This window comes from Enterobacter sp. HK169 (assembly GCF_001719105.1).
GTDB lineage: Bacteria > Pseudomonadota > Gammaproteobacteria > Enterobacterales > Enterobacteriaceae > Enterobacter > Enterobacter asburiae_B.
In genome coordinates this window covers 2044298-2059741 of the sequence record NZ_CP017087.1, presented here as the reverse complement: position 1 = coordinate 2059741, position 15444 = coordinate 2044298, and the positions used below count along the sequence as shown (strand labels likewise).

Annotated in this window: 12 protein-coding genes; 8 read left to right on the top strand and 4 right to left on the bottom strand. The window is 56.4% G+C overall.

The genetic code is table 11. The features are described from left to right. Positions 1-39: 39 nt before the first annotated feature. The 3 genes from EnteroDNA1_RS09715 to queF all read right to left on the bottom strand — a co-directional run bounded on the left by EnteroDNA1_RS09715 (position 40) and on the right by queF (position 4173). The gene (locus EnteroDNA1_RS09715; RefSeq protein WP_029741560.1) at positions 40-1335 is read right to left on the bottom strand and encodes an HAAAP family serine/threonine permease; all 1296 of its coding nucleotides are present in this window, start codon (positions 1333-1335) and stop codon (positions 40-42) included. 514 nt (positions 1336-1849) lie between these two features. Then, a complete protein-coding gene (gene ppnN, locus EnteroDNA1_RS09710; protein ID WP_023309027.1) occupies positions 1850-3214 on the bottom strand; it encodes a nucleotide 5'-monophosphate nucleosidase PpnN in 1365 nt (454 codons plus the stop codon). A gap of 116 nt (positions 3215-3330) precedes the next feature. Next, the gene (gene queF, locus EnteroDNA1_RS09705; protein ID WP_069303260.1) at positions 3331-4173 is read right to left on the bottom strand and encodes an NADPH-dependent 7-cyano-7-deazaguanine reductase QueF; all 843 of its coding nucleotides are present in this window, start codon (positions 4171-4173) and stop codon (positions 3331-3333) included. 69 nt (positions 4174-4242) lie between these two features. On the opposite strand from queF, the gene syd reads away from it, so the two are divergent. The 8 genes from syd (at position 4243) to EnteroDNA1_RS09660 (ending at position 12556) form a co-directional block, all read left to right on the top strand. Further along, a complete protein-coding gene (gene syd / locus EnteroDNA1_RS09700) occupies positions 4243-4788 on the top strand; it encodes a SecY-interacting protein (RefSeq protein ID WP_045888075.1) in 546 nt (181 codons plus the stop codon). A gap of 630 nt (positions 4789-5418) precedes the next feature. Beyond that, positions 5419-5748, top strand: coding sequence for a YqcC family protein (locus tag EnteroDNA1_RS09690; RefSeq protein ID WP_023309024.1), 330 nt, complete (start codon positions 5419-5421; stop codon positions 5746-5748). Then, positions 5745-6521: a tRNA pseudouridine(65) synthase TruC gene (gene truC, locus EnteroDNA1_RS09685; RefSeq protein ID WP_069303259.1), complete on the top strand. Its 777-nt coding sequence runs from the start codon at positions 5745-5747 to the stop codon at positions 6519-6521. Before EnteroDNA1_RS09690 ends, truC begins: the two co-directional genes overlap by 4 nt. A 24-nt stretch (positions 6522-6545) precedes the next feature. Continuing rightward, the gene (locus EnteroDNA1_RS09680) at positions 6546-6995 is read left to right on the top strand and encodes a flavodoxin (protein WP_023333248.1); all 450 of its coding nucleotides are present in this window, start codon (positions 6546-6548) and stop codon (positions 6993-6995) included. A 295-nt stretch (positions 6996-7290) separates the two neighbouring features. Then, positions 7291-8646, top strand: a complete 1356-nt coding sequence (gudP, locus tag EnteroDNA1_RS09675; protein ID WP_023309021.1) for a galactarate/glucarate/glycerate transporter GudP — start codon at positions 7291-7293, stop codon at positions 8644-8646. After that, positions 8646-9986 (top strand): enolase C-terminal domain-like protein, encoded by a 1341-nt coding sequence (locus EnteroDNA1_RS09670; RefSeq protein ID WP_069303258.1) that lies wholly within the window; start codon positions 8646-8648, stop codon positions 9984-9986. Before gudP ends, EnteroDNA1_RS09670 begins: the two co-directional genes overlap by 1 nt. A gap of 15 nt (positions 9987-10001) precedes the next feature. Beyond that, entirely contained in the window at positions 10002-11339 is a 1338-nt protein-coding gene (gene gudD / locus EnteroDNA1_RS09665; RefSeq protein WP_069303257.1) for a glucarate dehydratase, read from the top strand. Between the two features lie 77 nt (positions 11340-11416). Beyond that, positions 11417-12556, top strand: coding sequence for a glycerate kinase (locus EnteroDNA1_RS09660; protein ID WP_069303256.1), 1140 nt, complete (start codon positions 11417-11419; stop codon positions 12554-12556). Positions 12557-12639: 83 nt separating this feature from the next. Here EnteroDNA1_RS09660 and barA read toward each other — a convergent pair whose 3' ends face one another. After that, entirely contained in the window at positions 12640-15399 is a 2760-nt protein-coding gene (gene barA / locus EnteroDNA1_RS09655; protein WP_069303255.1) for a two-component sensor histidine kinase BarA, read from the bottom strand. Positions 15400-15444: the final 45 nt, after the last annotated feature.

The window sequence follows — 15444 nt, the reverse complement described above, 5'->3', positions numbered from 1 at the left end:
AGGGAGGAGTGCGCCGTCCGAAGACGGCGCGGGTGATAATCAGAACATGGTGTACAGGGAGTAGAAGATCGCAGAGATTGCGATAAGACCCATGATAACCACAAAGACGTTGCTCACATGACCGCTGTACTTGCGCATAGCAGGGACTTTCTGAATCGCGTACATCGGCATCAGGAACAGAATCATCGCGATGACCGGGCCGCCCAGGGTTTCAATCATGCCCAGGATGCTTGGGTTCAGGGTCGCTACCGCCCAGGTGGTGAGCAGCATGAACAGCGCAGTGATTTTGTTCAGCTTGTTGATTTCAATGCTCTTGCCTTTACCGCGCAGAGATTTAATCACCATACCGTTGAAGCCTTCACGCGCGCCGAGGTAGTGGCCCAGGAAGGATTTGGTGATGGCGATAATCGCGATGATTGGTGCCATCCACGCAATGACCGGTGCGTTAAAGTGGTTCGCCAGGTAAGACAGAATAGAGATGTTCTGCTCTTTCGCTGCCGCCAGATCCACCGGGGAAAGGCTCAGTACGCAGCTGAAGACGAAGAACATTACGGTCAGTACCATCATGATGTGAGCGCGTGCCAGGATGCTGGAGCACTTCTTCTCTGCGCCATTACCGTACTCTTCACGTTTCGCCACAGCGAAAGAAGAGATGATTGGGGAGTGGTTGAAGGAGAACACCATTACCGGAATCGCCAGCCAGAGGGTCATCAGCAGGCCGTTACCGGTTGCCGATGCGCTGCTCAGGGACAGGGTTTCCAGCGCTGCACCGTTCCACTGTGGGATCAGGTAGCAAGCCAGTACCATCAGAGCAATAACGAACGGGAAGACCAGTACGCTCATTGCTTTCACAATCATCTGCTCACCGAAGCGAACGATGGTCATCATGCCCACGATCAGGATCAGCGACAGAATCGCACGCGGCGGCGGCGTCATGTGCAGCTGGTGCATCATGAAGCTTTCAACGGTGTTGGTGATTGCCACGCTGTAGACCAGCAGAATAGGGTAAATAGCGAAGAAGTAGAGCAGGGTAATCAGTTTACCTGCGCCAACGCCGAAATGCTCTTCAACAACTTCAGTGATGTCTTCGCCCGGGTTTTTACCGGACAGCACGAAGCGGGTCAGACCGCGGTGTGCGAAGAAGGTCATCGGGAAAGCAATGATAGCCATGATGATCAGCGGGATCAGACCGCCGACGCCTGCGTTGATAGGAAGGAACAGTACACCAGCGCCGATTGCTGTGCCGTAAAGGCCAAGCATCCACATGGTATCCGTTTTGCGCCAACCACTTCGGGATTCAATCGAAGCAACGGTGCTGGTTTGAGTGGTTTCCATCTGTATCTCCTGGAGGAAGCAAATTGTCAGGTTTTTAGTCAAATCCGATGAAAAAGTGCCTGACGGTAATATGAAATTCGTTCAGTGACGGTTTTTTAATAATTTTCGCCCGTAACTATTGGCGGGCGGAAAGATACATTCTAGTTATGAATCTATCAGTGATCCTGATCCCAAATGCAATAATCCACTTATGATGTGGGCATCTTTAGACCATTTATCTGTTAAAAAAACGTCAAAGAGAATTTACGGGCGCGAAGGCTACCACCAACGACATGCGAGCTGAAAGACTGGCCCGTGATATAGGTGTCTTTAGCTGTAAAGAAATGGGTTTTTAGTATTTTCTGGCAGGTAATTTGGATTAAGGCTGATAATTTACGGTTGAAAAAACAAGGTAATCGTTTGCGTTTGCGCATAGTTTGTAAAAGACATAAGTGATGCGTATGAATTACCTCGGTAATAAAAAAGCCGGGACGCGCAACAGAGCGACCCGGCTTTGATCAGATGCTGTTGAGCGTTATGTGCAGATTTCGTAGCAAGGAATATAGGCTGAGCCCGGCAGCTTCATGCGGTGCTGAGCGACAAAGCCCTGCAGCATGTCGTCCATGCGGCGCATCATCTCCGGGTCGCCGTGGATCTTGTACGGACCGTACTGTTCAATGGCGCGGATGCCCATCTCTTTCACGTTGCCCGCCACAATCCCGGAGAAGGCACGACGCAGATCGGCAGCCAGGACTTCCACCGGCTGGTCCGGATAGAGTTTCAGGTTCGCCATATTTTCGTGCGTTGGCTCGAACGGGATCTGCAGGTCCGGCGCAATACGGATTGACCAGTTAAAGCTGTACGCATCGCCGGTATCGCGACGGTTTTCTTTTACCAGCGGCATCGCTTTTTTCATCTGGCGCGCCACTTCTGCGGCATCGTCAATGATGATGCGATAGTGACGACGCGCGGCTTCGCCCAGCGTGTGCACGATAAACTCGTCCAGCACGCGGAAGTAGTCGGCGCTCTCTTTTGGACCGGTCAGGATCAGCGGCAGAACCTGATCTTTGTTGGCCGGGTTCATCAGAATACCCAGCAGATAGAGCAGCTCTTCCGCTGTCCCCACGCCGCCCGGGAAGATGATAATGCCGTGGGCGATACGGACAAACGCTTCAAGACGTTTCTCGATATCCGGCATGATAATCAGCTCGTTAACCAGCGGGTTAGGCGGCTCTGCGGCTATGATTGACGGCTCGGTCATGCCGATAAACCGTCCCTCTTTGTAACGCTGTTGCGCGTGTCCCACTGCGGCACCTTTCATTGGCGCTTCCATCGCACCCGGACCGCAGCCGGTACAGATATTCAGCTCGCGCAGGCCGAGCTGGGTGCCCACCCGACGCGCATAAAGGTATTCGGTTTCGTTAATGGAGTGACCGCCCCAGCAGACGACCATGTTCGGCGCTTCGCCAACGTGCAGGGCACGGGCGTTACGCAAAATGGAGAACACCAGGTTGGTGATATGGACCGAGCTTTCCAGGTCGAGATGCTGGAAACGGCCTGCGTTGTGGATCTGCCCGTTAACAAACAGGATGTCACGCAGCACGGCAAACAGGTTAGCCTGAAGTGAACGAATGATACGGCCGTCGACAAAGGCCTCTTCCGGCGGGTTGATGACTTCAAGCTTCACGCCACGCTCGCGGCGCAGCACGTTGATATCAAAGCTTTCGAAGCGGGACAGCAGTTCTTTACTGTTATCTGTCAGGCTTCCGGAGTTCAGTACGGCAAGTGAACAGTTACGAAACAGTTGATAAAGATCGCTGCTGGCCGTGCGCTTAAGCATGTCCACTTCCAGCTGCGACAACATATCCATTGAGCCAAGCGGGCTAATATGTGTAATCAAGTGAGCTCCTTACGGGACGATTATCGTCTTTCCCTGTTGATTACAATAGCCCTGGCGTGTGACGTTTCACAACCTAAAGCGCGGAAGATACCGCGCATATTGTGAAAATATTTATATTACTGACGCACCAGCCGCCCCGTTGCTGGCACAAAATCGGTGTTGGTGCGCCACGGGTTGATGTCCAGACCGCCACGGCGGGTGTAGCGCGCGTAAACGCTCAGTTTTTCTGGCTGGCAAAAACGCTGAATATCGCTAAAGATACGCTCCACGCACTGCTCGTGAAATTCGTTGTGATGGCGGAACGACACCAGGTAGCGCAGCAACTTTTCCCGGTCAATTTTCGGGCCTCGGTACTGGATCTGCACCGAACCCCAGTCCGGCTGGTGGGTGATCAGGCAGTTGGATTTCAGCAGGTGGCTGACCAGCGTCTCTACGACCACCTTTCCGCTCGCCGCGTTTTCGAGGTAATCGGCGCTGAATTCATAATTCTCCACCTCGATATCCTGATCGTCGATGCAGGTCCCGTTGAAGTGGGCGACCGGCTGCCCTTCCAGTTCGTGCAGGCGATACAGTGAAACGCTCACCTTTCCCTGCGCGCAGGCGCTTAAATCACGTTCCAGGGTGTGCTGAACGTCGTCCCAGCTGCTGAATTTTGTCTGGTTAAAACTGTTGAGATAGAGCTTAAAGCTTTTGGATTCCACGAGATTAACGCTGGCGTAATCCAGCTCAACGTGGCCCACCGCCACCTGCGGCAGACCGCGCGCGTTAAGCCACGAGAGTTCGTACAGCGTCCAGATGTCACCGCCGACAAACGGCAATGCGTCTGCATGCAGGCCCAGAGGATCGCGGTTCAGGCTGCGCGGCACGCCCTGCAGCAGGCTTGCATCGTAGGTATCGCGGTAATCGGTCGATTTACCCAGCGTTAAGCCGGTTAACGCCTGATGATTTTCGTAAGACATGTTTCATAGCCACTTTACAGGTACACTTATGGCCTGAGTTTATCCTGTCTGACAAGAAGAGAGAAATCGGTGGACATCGAAACTGCAAATGCCCTCACTAGCTTCACGACCCGCTATTGCGACGCATGGCATGAAAAGGACCAGACATGGCCGCAAAGTGCTGATTTGTATGGCGTACCTTCGCCGTGCATTATCTCTTCAGTCGACGATTACGTTATCTGGCAACCAAAACCTTTCGACGGCGAGCAAAATGTAAATGCGGTTGAGCGGGCAATGGACATTGTGGTACAACCAGCGGTTCATGCATTTTATACCACGCAGTTCGCAGGGGATATGCCTGCGCGCTTTGCTGATATCACGCTGACGCTGTTGCAGACCTGGAGCGAAGACGATCTGCAGCGTGTTCAGGAAAACCTGATTGGTCACCTGGTCACGCAAAAACGCCTGAAGCTTTCTCCGACGCTCTTTATTGCCACGCTGGACAGCGAACTGGACGTTATCTCCGTCTGTAACCTGTCAGGTGAAGTGGTTAAAGAGACTATCGGCACCCGCAATCGCGAGACTCTCGCCCCCTCTCTTGCGGATTTCCTTACCCGACTTGAGCCACTTCTGTAATCCATGATGCTATAGCGCGTGTGAGAGATCTCTTACAACGTTTGTGAGAGATCGCTGAAGATTCAGTATTACCTCATTTAATTCAGATTAATATCGCTCTGTTTTTCAATGAATTACCTGTTCATCGTATTGTTTTTAGGGATTTCTTACGGCTTACAACCCAGAAAGGGTGGGTTGTAAGACGAAGCGGAATAGCGGATTCTATTTCTGTCGACAGGACGCCGACACGAGAAACGAACATCAGGATGATGGCGTTTCTCACACAGGACTCGTCAGGATGGCGCTTCAGGAAGGCTTCAGGATGAAGCGAAGTGGATAACGCAGGATGCGTAAGGGACACCTCCAGGAAGGAGAACGAGAGCCGGTCAGGATGGTCGGTGGGTCAGGAAGGCCAGGACGTTTCAGGATGAGACAAACACGTCAGGAAGATGTGTGCAGGATGCATCGGCTTACGGATGACCAGGCCTTCGGGCGTCAGGAAAAGTTGTCACGGATGAGCAGGGAGCACGAATTGTAGCTGGAATGCTGCGAAACGAACCGGGAGCACTGTTTTTACAGTGCTCCCTTTTTTTATTTCTGCCTTCCGCAATGCTATGCTGCGCGCCGTTCACTTTTTCAGTTGAGGTTACTATGACGCAACACGATAGCGTTCGTGCTCAGTTGCACGCCATCGAAGCCCTTTTGCGCCAACATCAGCTGTGGCAGGAGACCGCGCCGCAGCCAGAAGCGTTCGCGAGCACTCAGCCCTTCTGCCTGGATACGCTGGCCCCGTTTGAATGGCTGCAGTGGGTGTTAATTCCGCGCATGCACGCCCTGCTTGAGGGCGGTCACCCGCTTCCGCAGGCGTTTGCGGTCTCTCCCTACTATGAAATGGCGCTCGAGGCGACGCACCCGGCGCGCGACGTGATGCTGGTCGAACTGGAAAAACTGGATGCCCTGTTTGCCGGTGAAGATGCATGACGCTTGAGATCCTCTATCAGGACGAGTGGCTGGTGGCGGTGAATAAACCGTCAGGCTGGCTGGTACACCGCAGCTGGCTCGATCGCGATGAGAAAGTGGTGGTGATGCAGACCGTTCGCGACCAGATTGGTCAGCATGTTTTTACCGCCCATCGCCTCGACAGGCCGACCTCCGGCGTGCTGCTGATGGGGCTTTCCAGCGAGGCGGGGCGTCTGCTGTCACAGCAATTTGAACAGCATCAGATGCAAAAGCGCTACCATGCGATCGTGCGCGGCTGGCTGACGGAAGCCGCCACGCTGGACTATCCGCTGGTGGAGGAGCTGGACAAAATCGCCGATAAATTTTCCCGCGATGACAAAGGTCCGCAGCCCGCAGTAACGGATTATCGCGGCATGGCGACGACCGAAATGCCGGTTGCAACCAGCAAATTCCCGACCACACGCTACAGCCTGGTTGAGCTTTTGCCTAAAACCGGGCGTAAGCACCAGCTGCGACGCCATCTTGCGCACCTGCGCCACCCGATTATTGGTGACAGCAAACACGGTGATTTGCGCCAGAACCGCAGTGCGGCCGAACACTTTGGCTGCCATCGTCTGATGCTGCACGCCAGCGAGCTGAGCCTGACGCACCCGTTTACCGGCGAACCGCTGACCTTCCGTGCGGGGCTGGACGACGTCTGGATGCAGGCGCTGTCACAGTTTGGCTGGCTGGGACAACTCCCCGAAAATGAAAGGGTTGAGTTTGTATCGGGCAACGTTCAGGATGAACGGTAAACGCATTCATTATGGGAAAATATCATGGCTGAAGTAGGCATTTTTGTCGGCACAATGTACGGCAACTCGCTGCTGGTAGCGGAAGAGGCTGAGGCAATACTCGCCAGCCAGGGCCATAAAGCCACGGTCTATGAAGACCCGGAACTGGCAGACTGGGAAAAGTATAAAGATAAGTACATTCTGGTGGTGACCTCCACCACCGGGCAGGGCGATCTGCCGGACAGCATCGTGCCGCTGTTTCAGGGCATTAAAGACCAGCTTGGCTATCAGCCAGACGTGCACTACGGCATCATTGCCCTGGGCGACAGCTCTTACGCCAACTTCTGCGGCGGCGGCAAGCAGTTCGATGCACTCCTTCAGGAGCAGAGCGCCCAGCGCGTCGGCGAGATGCTGCTGATTGATGCCGGTGAGCATCCTGAACCCGAAAGCGAATCGAACCCGTGGGTGGAGAACTGGGCAACTCTCCTTAAATAGTTATCCAGGCCGGGTAAGGCGTAGCCGCCACCCGGCGATACACCCCGCACCAAACGCCAATTCCGTGAACCACCTTCCATTCCCCTGGGCTTATGCCATAAACAACCTCTCATACACCCTTTAATACTGTGTTTCTGCACGGTGAGGTGATGAGGCACTCCTTCATATACTTTTCCGGTCACTATAAAACGGCGTCAGGCCGTACCAAAACGACAAAACACCAATCTCATTCTGATTACCCTACCGGTGCTGTACAGAATGAACCAGGCGAAAGCTATGTTTCAGGAGTGCAACAATGAGTACATTAAGCCACGCAGCGAGCAGTGCTGAAAAGCGCACTAATGCCCGCTACTGGATAGTGGTGATGCTGTTTATCGTCACATCCTTTAACTATGGTGACCGCGCCACGCTGTCGATTGCCGGTTCGGAAATGGCAAAAGATATCGGCCTTGATCCGGTGGGCATGGGTTACGTTTTCTCCGCATTCTCATGGGCCTACGTCATCGGACAAATTCCTGGCGGCTGGCTGCTGGACCGTTTTGGATCTAAACGCGTCTATTTCTGGTCTATCTTTATCTGGTCGATGTTTACCCTGTTGCAGGGTTTCGTCGATATCTTCAGCGGCTTCGGCATTATCGTGGCGCTCTTCACGCTGCGCTTCCTGGTAGGCTTAGCGGAAGCACCTTCCTTCCCGGGGAACAGCCGCATTGTCGCTGCCTGGTTCCCGGCGCAGGAGAGGGGAACGGCGGTGGCGATTTTCAACTCCGCACAGTACTTCGCGACGGTGATCTTCGCGCCAATCATGGGCTGGCTGACGCATGAGGTGGGCTGGTCGCACGTCTTCTTCTTCATGGGCGGGCTTGGGATCGTCATCAGCTTCGTCTGGCTGAAAGTGATCCACGAACCCAATCAGCATCCTGGCGTGAACAAAAAAGAGCTGGAGTACATCGCGGAAGGCGGCGCGCTGATCAATATGGATCAGAAATCCGCAAAAGCAAAAGTCCCGTTCAGCCAGAAATGGGCGCAGATCAAGCAGCTCGTCGGCTCGCGCATGATGATCGGCATCTATCTGGGCCAGTACTGTATTAACGCCTTAACCTACTTCTTCATCACCTGGTTCCCGGTATACCTGGTGCAGGCACGCGGCATGTCGATTCTGAAAGCGGGATTTGTCGCGTCGGTCCCGGCAATTTGCGGCTTCGTCGGCGGCGTGCTCGGCGGAGTGATTTCCGACTGGCTGATGCGCCGTACCGGCTCGCTGAACATCGCGCGTAAAACCCCGATTGTGCTCGGCATGCTGCTCTCCATGACCATGGTGTTCTGTAACTACGTCAACGCCGAATGGATGATTATCGGCTTTATGGCGATGGCCTTCTTCGGCAAAGGCATTGGCGCGCTGGGCTGGGCGGTGATGGCGGATACGGCGCCGAAAGAGATCAGCGGCCTGAGCGGCGGCCTGTTCAACATGTTCGGCAACATCTCCGGGATTGTTACGCCTATCGCTATCGGCTACATCGTCGGCACCACCGGCTCTTTCAACGGTGCGCTAATCTACGTGGGGGTGCATGCGCTGGTGGCGGTACTGAGTTACCTGGTGCTGGTGGGGGATATCAAACGCGTCGAACTTAAACCTGTTGCGGAGCGTGGATAATGACAACGCAATCGAGCCCAACCGTCACGGATATGAAGGTCATCCCGGTGGCCGGGCAGGACAGCATGCTGCTCAATATCGGCGGGGCACATAACGCCTGGTTTACCCGTAATATCGTCGTGCTGAAAGACAGCGCAGGGCATACCGGCGTGGGCGAGGCCCCGGGCGGAGAGGTGATCTACCAGACGCTGGTCGATGCCATTCCGCAGGTGGTGGGCCAGGAGGTCGCCCGTCTGAACAAGGTGGTTCAGCGGGTGCATAAGGGCAATCAGTCGGCAGACTTTGATACGTTCGGTAAAGGTGCCTGGACGTTTGAACTGCGGGTCAACGCGGTCGCCGCGCTGGAGGCCGCTCTGCTCGACTTGCTGGGTAAGGCGCTCAATGTTCCGGTTTGCGAGCTGCTGGGGCCCGGCAAACAGCGTGATGCGGTCACCGTGCTGGGCTATCTGTTCTACGTTGGCGATCGCAATAAGACCGATCTCCCGTATCTGGCCCGATCCACGGGCGATCACGACTGGTATCGCCTGCGCCACCAGGAAGCGCTCTCCAGCGACGCGGTGGTGCGGCTGGCCGAGGCTGCGCAGGATCGCTACGGCTTTAAGGATTTCAAGCTGAAGGGCGGCGTGCTGCCCGGCGAGCAGGAGATTGAAACGGCCCGGGCGCTGAAAAAACGCTTTGCTGATGCGCGGATCACCGTCGATCCCAACGGCGCCTGGCTGCTGGAGGAAGCGATTAGCCTGTGCAAGGGGCTGGGGGATGTCCTGACCTATGCGGAAGACCCCTGCGGCGCGGAGCAGGGCTTCTCGGGCCGTGAAGTCATGGCTGAGTTCCGTCGCGCCACCGGGCTGCCTGTCGCGACCAACATGATCGCCACCAACTGGCGTGAAATGGGTCATGCGGTGATGCTGAACGCCGTCGACATTCCGCTGGCGGATCCTCACTTCTGGACGCTTTCAGGTGCAGTGCGCGTGGCGCAGCTGTGCGATGACTGGGGGCTGACCTGGGGCTGTCACTCGAACAACCACTTTGATATTTCGCTGGCGATGTTTACCCACGTTGGCGCTGCGGCGCCGGGTAACCCGACCGCCATCGATACCCACTGGATTTGGCAGGAAGGGGAAGCCCGCCTGACGAAAAATCCGCTGGAAATCATCAACGGCAAGATTGCCGTACCGGATGCGCCGGGCCTGGGCGTGGAGATTGACTGGGATCAGATCCATAAAGCCCATGAGGCGTATAAAAAGCTACCGGGCGGCGCGCGTAACGACGCGGGCCCGATGCAGTACCTTATCCCCGGCTGGACATTTGACCGTAAGCGCCCTGTTTTTGGACGTCACTGATAAAAGGATTACACGATGAGTACTTTTACGACCCCTGTCGTCACTTCCATGCAGATCGTTCCGGTTGCGGGCCATGACAGCATGCTGATGAACCTGAGCGGCGCGCATGCGCCATTCTTTACCCGCAATATTGTCATTATCAAAGACAATTCCGGGCATACGGGCGTGGGTGAAATTCCGGGCGGGGAGAAGATCCGCCAGACGCTGGAAGATGCCATTCCACTGGTGGTGGGCAAAACGCTGGGTGAGTATAAAAATGTCCTCAACACCGTGCGTAACACCTTTGCCGATCGCGATGCCGGAGGGCGTGGCCTGCAGACTTTCGATCTGCGCACCACCATTCACGTGGTGACCGGGATTGAATCCGCGATGCTGGATCTGCTGGGTCAGCATCTGGGCGTTAACGTTGCGTCGCTGTTGGGCGAGGGGCAGCAGCGCAGCGAAGTGGAAATGCTGGGCTATCTGTTCTTTGTCGGCGACCGCAGGCTGACGCCATTGCCTTATCAGAGCCAGCCGGATGAACAATGCGACTGGTACCGACTTCGCCACGACGAGGCGATGACCCCGGATGCGGTGGTGCGCCTGGCGGAAGCCGCGTACGAAAAATATGGCTTTAATGATTTCAAACTGAAGGGCGGCGTGCTGGCCGGTGAGGAAGAGGCGGAAGCCGTTACCGCGCTGGCAAAACGTTTCCCGCAGGCCCGCGTGACGCTGGATCCGAACGGCGCGTGGTCGCTAGATGAAGCGATCAAAATTGGCAAGCAGCTGAAAGGCGTGCTTGCGTATGCGGAAGATCCGTGTGGGGCTGAACAGGGCTTCTCGGGCCGTGAAGTTATGGCGGAGTTCCGTCGCGCCACGGGGCTGCCGACCGCGACCAATATGATTGCCACCGACTGGCGTCAGATGGGACACACCCTGTCATTGCAGTCCGTCGATATTCCGCTGGCGGACCCGCACTTCTGGACGATGCAGGGGTCGGTGCGCGTGGCGCAAATGTGTCACGAGTTTGGCCTGACCTGGGGCTCGCACTCCAACAACCACTTCGACGTGTCGCTGGCGATGTTCACGCACGTTGCCGCCGCCGCGCCGGGCACGATTACCGCTATCGACACGCACTGGATCTGGCAGGAAGGTAATCAGCGTCTGACTAAGCAGCCGTTTGAGATCAAAGGTGGCATGGTGCAGGTGCCTTCCACGCCGGGGCTGGGGGTTGAGCTGGATATGGACCAGGTCATGAAAGCCCATGAGCTGTATCAAAAACACGGTCTAGGCGCGCGCGACGACGCCATGGCGATGCAGTACCTGATCCCCGACTGGACATTCGACAATAAACGCCCGTGCATGGTACGATAAACGCATTGGGACCGCTCCCACGAGCGGTCTTTTACGTGGTGTATGCTTAACGTAACGACTATGCGTAAGGATGGCTTATGAAAATTGTTATCGCACCGGACTCGTATAAGGAAAGTTTGAGTGCGCTTGAGGTTGCGACAGCGATAGAACGTGGTTTTCGCGAGATCTTTCCCGAGGCGGTTTACGTCAAACTGCCGGTCGCGGACGGTGGCGAAGGGACGGTTGAGGCGATGATCGCGGCAACGCAGGGACGCATTGTGCATGTTCCGGTGACCGGCCCGCTGGGTGAGCGCGTGGAAGGATTTTATGGCTTATCCGGTGACGAGCAAAGTGCCTTTATTGAAATGGCGGCGGCAAGCGGCCTGGAGCTGGTCGTTCCTTCGCAGCGTAATCCCCTGAAAACCACCTCGTGGGGCACGGGCGAACTTATTCGTCACGCGCTGGACGCAGGCGTTAAGCATATCATTATCGGCATTGGCGGCAGCGCCACCAATGACGGCGGGGCAGGGATGGTGCAGGCGCTGGGGGCAAAGCTGCTGGACGACAGCGGGCAGCCCCTTGGGCAGGGCGGGGGCGAGCTGGGAAAACTCGCGCGTATCGACCTGAGCGGGCTGGACAGACGTCTGGCGGACTGCCGGATTGAGGTCGCCTGTGATGTGACGAATCCGCTCACCGGAAAGGATGGCGCATCAGCCGTATTTGGTCCGCAAAAGGGGGCCACTCCCGAGATGATCGTCACCCTGGACAACGCGCTGGCGCAGTATGCGAGAGTCATTGCCCGGGATCTGGATATCGACGTGCTAAACCTTGCTGGCGGCGGCGCGGCGGGTGGCATGGGGGCCGCGCTGTACGCCTTTTGCGGCGCGGAGCTGCGCCAGGGCATTGAGATCGTGACCGATGCGCTACACCTGGCCGACCAGGTGGCCGATGCGGATCTGGTGATCACGGGAGAAGGCCGCATCGACAGCCAGACGATCCACGGCAAAGTTCCGGTGGGCGTTGCGAAAGTGGCGAAACGCTTTAACAAACCCGTCATCGGCATTGCAGGCAGCCTGACGTCGGACGTTGGCGTGGTACACGATCACGGCATTGATGCGGTGTTTAGCGTGATTTACACCATCTGCTCGCTGGAAGATGCGCTGGAAAATGCCAGCGAGAACGTCAGGATGGCCGCCAGGAATATCGCGGCGGTGCTGAAGGTGGGGCAGGGAATGTAGTTCTCCCTCTCCCTGTGGGTGAGGGCATCAGGCCGCACCCGCAATCATAGGCCCGGTAAGCGTAGCGCCACCGGGCTTTTATCTCAGCTTCCCAGCAACTTCGTCGCTTCGCGCGTTACGTTATCCATCTCATCCAGCAGCTCCAGAAACTCCGGTTCAAGCTCCGATTCCGGCGTGCCGGCACGCAGCTGCTGCTCCAGCAGCTGGCAAAGGTTTTTCAGCCGCGGCACGCCGCTGTACCCGCAGCTGCCGTGCAGCTTGTGGATCGCCTCCAGCAGCGCTTCCGGGTTTTCCCCCACCAGCTGCTCTTCCACCTTATTGCGAATTTCCGGCAGAAACGCGACCAGCATTTGCAGCATTTCGCGGGCCAAATCGGGTTTACCGGCCGCCTGGCGCAGCGCGAGCTGCCAGTCAAAGGTCGCGTTCTGGTTAACGCTGATTTCAACCGGCTCGCTGGAAACCGTGTACGTCCCGCTAATGTGACCCGGCTTATAGCGTAACAGCAGGTTATGAAGTTTCTCTTCATCGATGGGCTTCGCCAGATAGTCATTCATTCCGGCGCTCAGCAGCTTCTCTTTCTGACCGGCCATCGCGTGCGCGGTGACCGCAATGACCGGGGTTTGCTGCTGGTGCGGCAGCTGGTGGATCAGCTCGCAGGCCCGAATGCCATCCATGCCCGGCATCTGAATATCCATCAGGATTAAATCGAACTGCATCTGCTTCGCCTGTTCAACCGCCTGCGCGCCGCTGGTGCATAGCTCAACGTGCTGAACCTGGTCCTCAAGCAATGCGCCAATCAGCTTCAGGTTGGCCTGATTATCATCCACCGCCATCACGCTCATCGGCAATTTTTGCTCGTCGTTAATCAGAGGGAGAGCATGCTGGCTAAGACGGCAATACTCCGTGAGCGCGGGCAGGAGGCGGGTTGAGGTGAGCGGCTTAAGCAGACACGCGGCGGCTCCGTCGTTTTTCAACTCCTCTGCATTAATCTGGGCATGGCAGGGTAGCGCCAGCAGCAGATAGTCGGTCATTGAGGCGGCTTTCGCCAGCCGCTCCTGCTGCATGGTCAGTTCGCCGGTGAAGGTGACCGGGATCCCCATCAGCAGAATATCGTAATGCTCAACGGCAAGCGCTGAGAAGGTTGGGCTGTAAACTACCTCCAGCGGCGTGGTGCTTAAAATATCGAGCGCACACTGCGCTGCCGCCGCGTTAGGTTCGACGTAGGCCAGGCGCTTGCCTTTCAGGCAGTCCGTCACCGGGCCATCGGTCAAAACGTTCGGATTGAGGTCCAGATTAATGTGGAACCAGAAGGTTGAACCGCGGTTCGGCTGGCTGTGGAAAGAGATATCGCCGCCCATCTCGTTCACCAGGCGCTGCGTGATCACCAGCCCCAGGCCGGTACCGCCATGACGGCGGGAGATACTGGCGTCCGCCTGACGGAACGCCTGGAACAGACGCGACTGATCCCGCTCAGGAATACCGATGCCGGTATCGCGGATCTGGACTTCAATCTGCACCTTATTGCTGCTGATAGAGCGTTTTTCTACCAGAATGTCAATGTTACCGCTTTCGGTGAATTTAATCGCATTCCCGACAAGGTTGGTAATGACCTGCTGCAGGCGCAGCGGATCGCCAATGACGTTATCCGGCACGTCGTTTTTAATGTTGAGCGTCAGCTCAAGGCCCTTGTCGTGCGACGAGTGCGCGAGCAGCGTCACCACCTCATCGAGCGTACTGCGCAGCGGGAACGGAATGCTTTCCAGGATCAGCTTGCCCGCTTCCAGCTTGGAGAAGTCCAGCACGTCGTTGATGATCGCCAGCAGGTTGTTAGCCGAACGTTCAATGGTGTGCAGGTGATCGCGCTGAGTCGGGTTAAGCTCGCTTTTCAGCGTCAGGCGGGTAAAGCCGATCACGCCATTGAGCGGCGTACGCAGCTCGTGCGACATATTGGCCAGGAATTCCGACTTAATACGTGCCGCTTCCTGGGCGCGCTTTTTCGCCAGATCCAGCTCAACGTTCTGGATCTCCATCTGCTCCAGCGTTTCGCGCAGGTCGGACGTCGCCTGGTCAACGTTGTGCTGCATCTCTTCGTGATACGCCGCCAGCGACATGGCCATTGAGTTGATGCCGTTCTTCAGCATGTCCAGCTCGCCCAGCATAAACCCTTCCACCCGGCTGTCGAGCTGTCCCCGGCGGATGCGGTCAACCGTATTAACCATGTTGCGGATGGGGCCCGTCACGTCGCGCATCAGGCGCCAGCCGAAGATCAGCGCAATCCCAATGCAGAACAGCATCATCACGCCAGAGATGAAAATTTCTTTGTACTGCTGTAGCCGGACCGACTTGAGATCCAGCTCCAGCGCCACGTATCCCAGCATATTGTTGCTGGATTTGGCGTCGGATTGCGCAGACTCATCGGGTGAATAGCTTTCCGACACGATCGGCGTGCGCAGGATCATGATATCGCCGCGCCGCAAGACGGTGAGGTGGCGCGGGAACGGCGTACCGTCCGGGATCTTCAGGGCCGCCGGATCGAGATGAAAATTCGAGGTGACAAACAGGCGGTTATGTTCGTCGTAAACGGAAATGGCGCGTACGATGTCCGAGTGACGGCGGTGGAGCACGCTGATTAACTGGCCAATGGATTCGCGGTTTTGCAGGTTCATGCCGTACTCGCTGGAAACGGCAAGCGGTTCGATAATGCTGGCGCCTGCATCCTCAAGCTGTCGCTGCAAATCGTTATAGCGGTGCACAACAAAGAAGATACTCAGCAGCAAACCGATGAGAACGGTGGGGGCGAGGATCAAAATCATCATGCGCGCGCGCAGGCTGTAGTTGGTCATGGCGTTCCGTTATGGGACAATTAAGATAATTATGTTTATGTGAGA

Coding starts and splice junctions, on each gene's coding strand:
- EnteroDNA1_RS09690 (WP_023309024.1), top strand. CDS start 5,419: ATGACGCAACACGATAGCGTTCGTGCTCAGTTGCACGCCATCGAAGCC.
- truC (WP_069303259.1), top strand. CDS start 5,745: ATGACGCTTGAGATCCTCTATCAGGACGAGTGGCTGGTGGCGGTGAAT.
- EnteroDNA1_RS09660 (WP_069303256.1), top strand. CDS start 11,417: ATGAAAATTGTTATCGCACCGGACTCGTATAAGGAAAGTTTGAGTGCG.
- EnteroDNA1_RS09670 (WP_069303258.1), top strand. CDS start 8,646: ATGACAACGCAATCGAGCCCAACCGTCACGGATATGAAGGTCATCCCG.
- barA (WP_069303255.1), bottom strand. CDS start 15,399: ATGACCAACTACAGCCTGCGCGCGCGCATGATGATTTTGATCCTCGCC.
- EnteroDNA1_RS09680 (WP_023333248.1), top strand. CDS start 6,546: ATGGCTGAAGTAGGCATTTTTGTCGGCACAATGTACGGCAACTCGCTG.
- queF (WP_069303260.1), bottom strand. CDS start 4,173: ATGTCTTACGAAAATCATCAGGCGTTAACCGGCTTAACGCTGGGTAAA.
- gudD (WP_069303257.1), top strand. CDS start 10,002: ATGAGTACTTTTACGACCCCTGTCGTCACTTCCATGCAGATCGTTCCG.
- EnteroDNA1_RS09715 (WP_029741560.1), bottom strand. CDS start 1,335: ATGGAAACCACTCAAACCAGCACCGTTGCTTCGATTGAATCCCGAAGT.
- gudP (WP_023309021.1), top strand. CDS start 7,291: ATGAGTACATTAAGCCACGCAGCGAGCAGTGCTGAAAAGCGCACTAAT.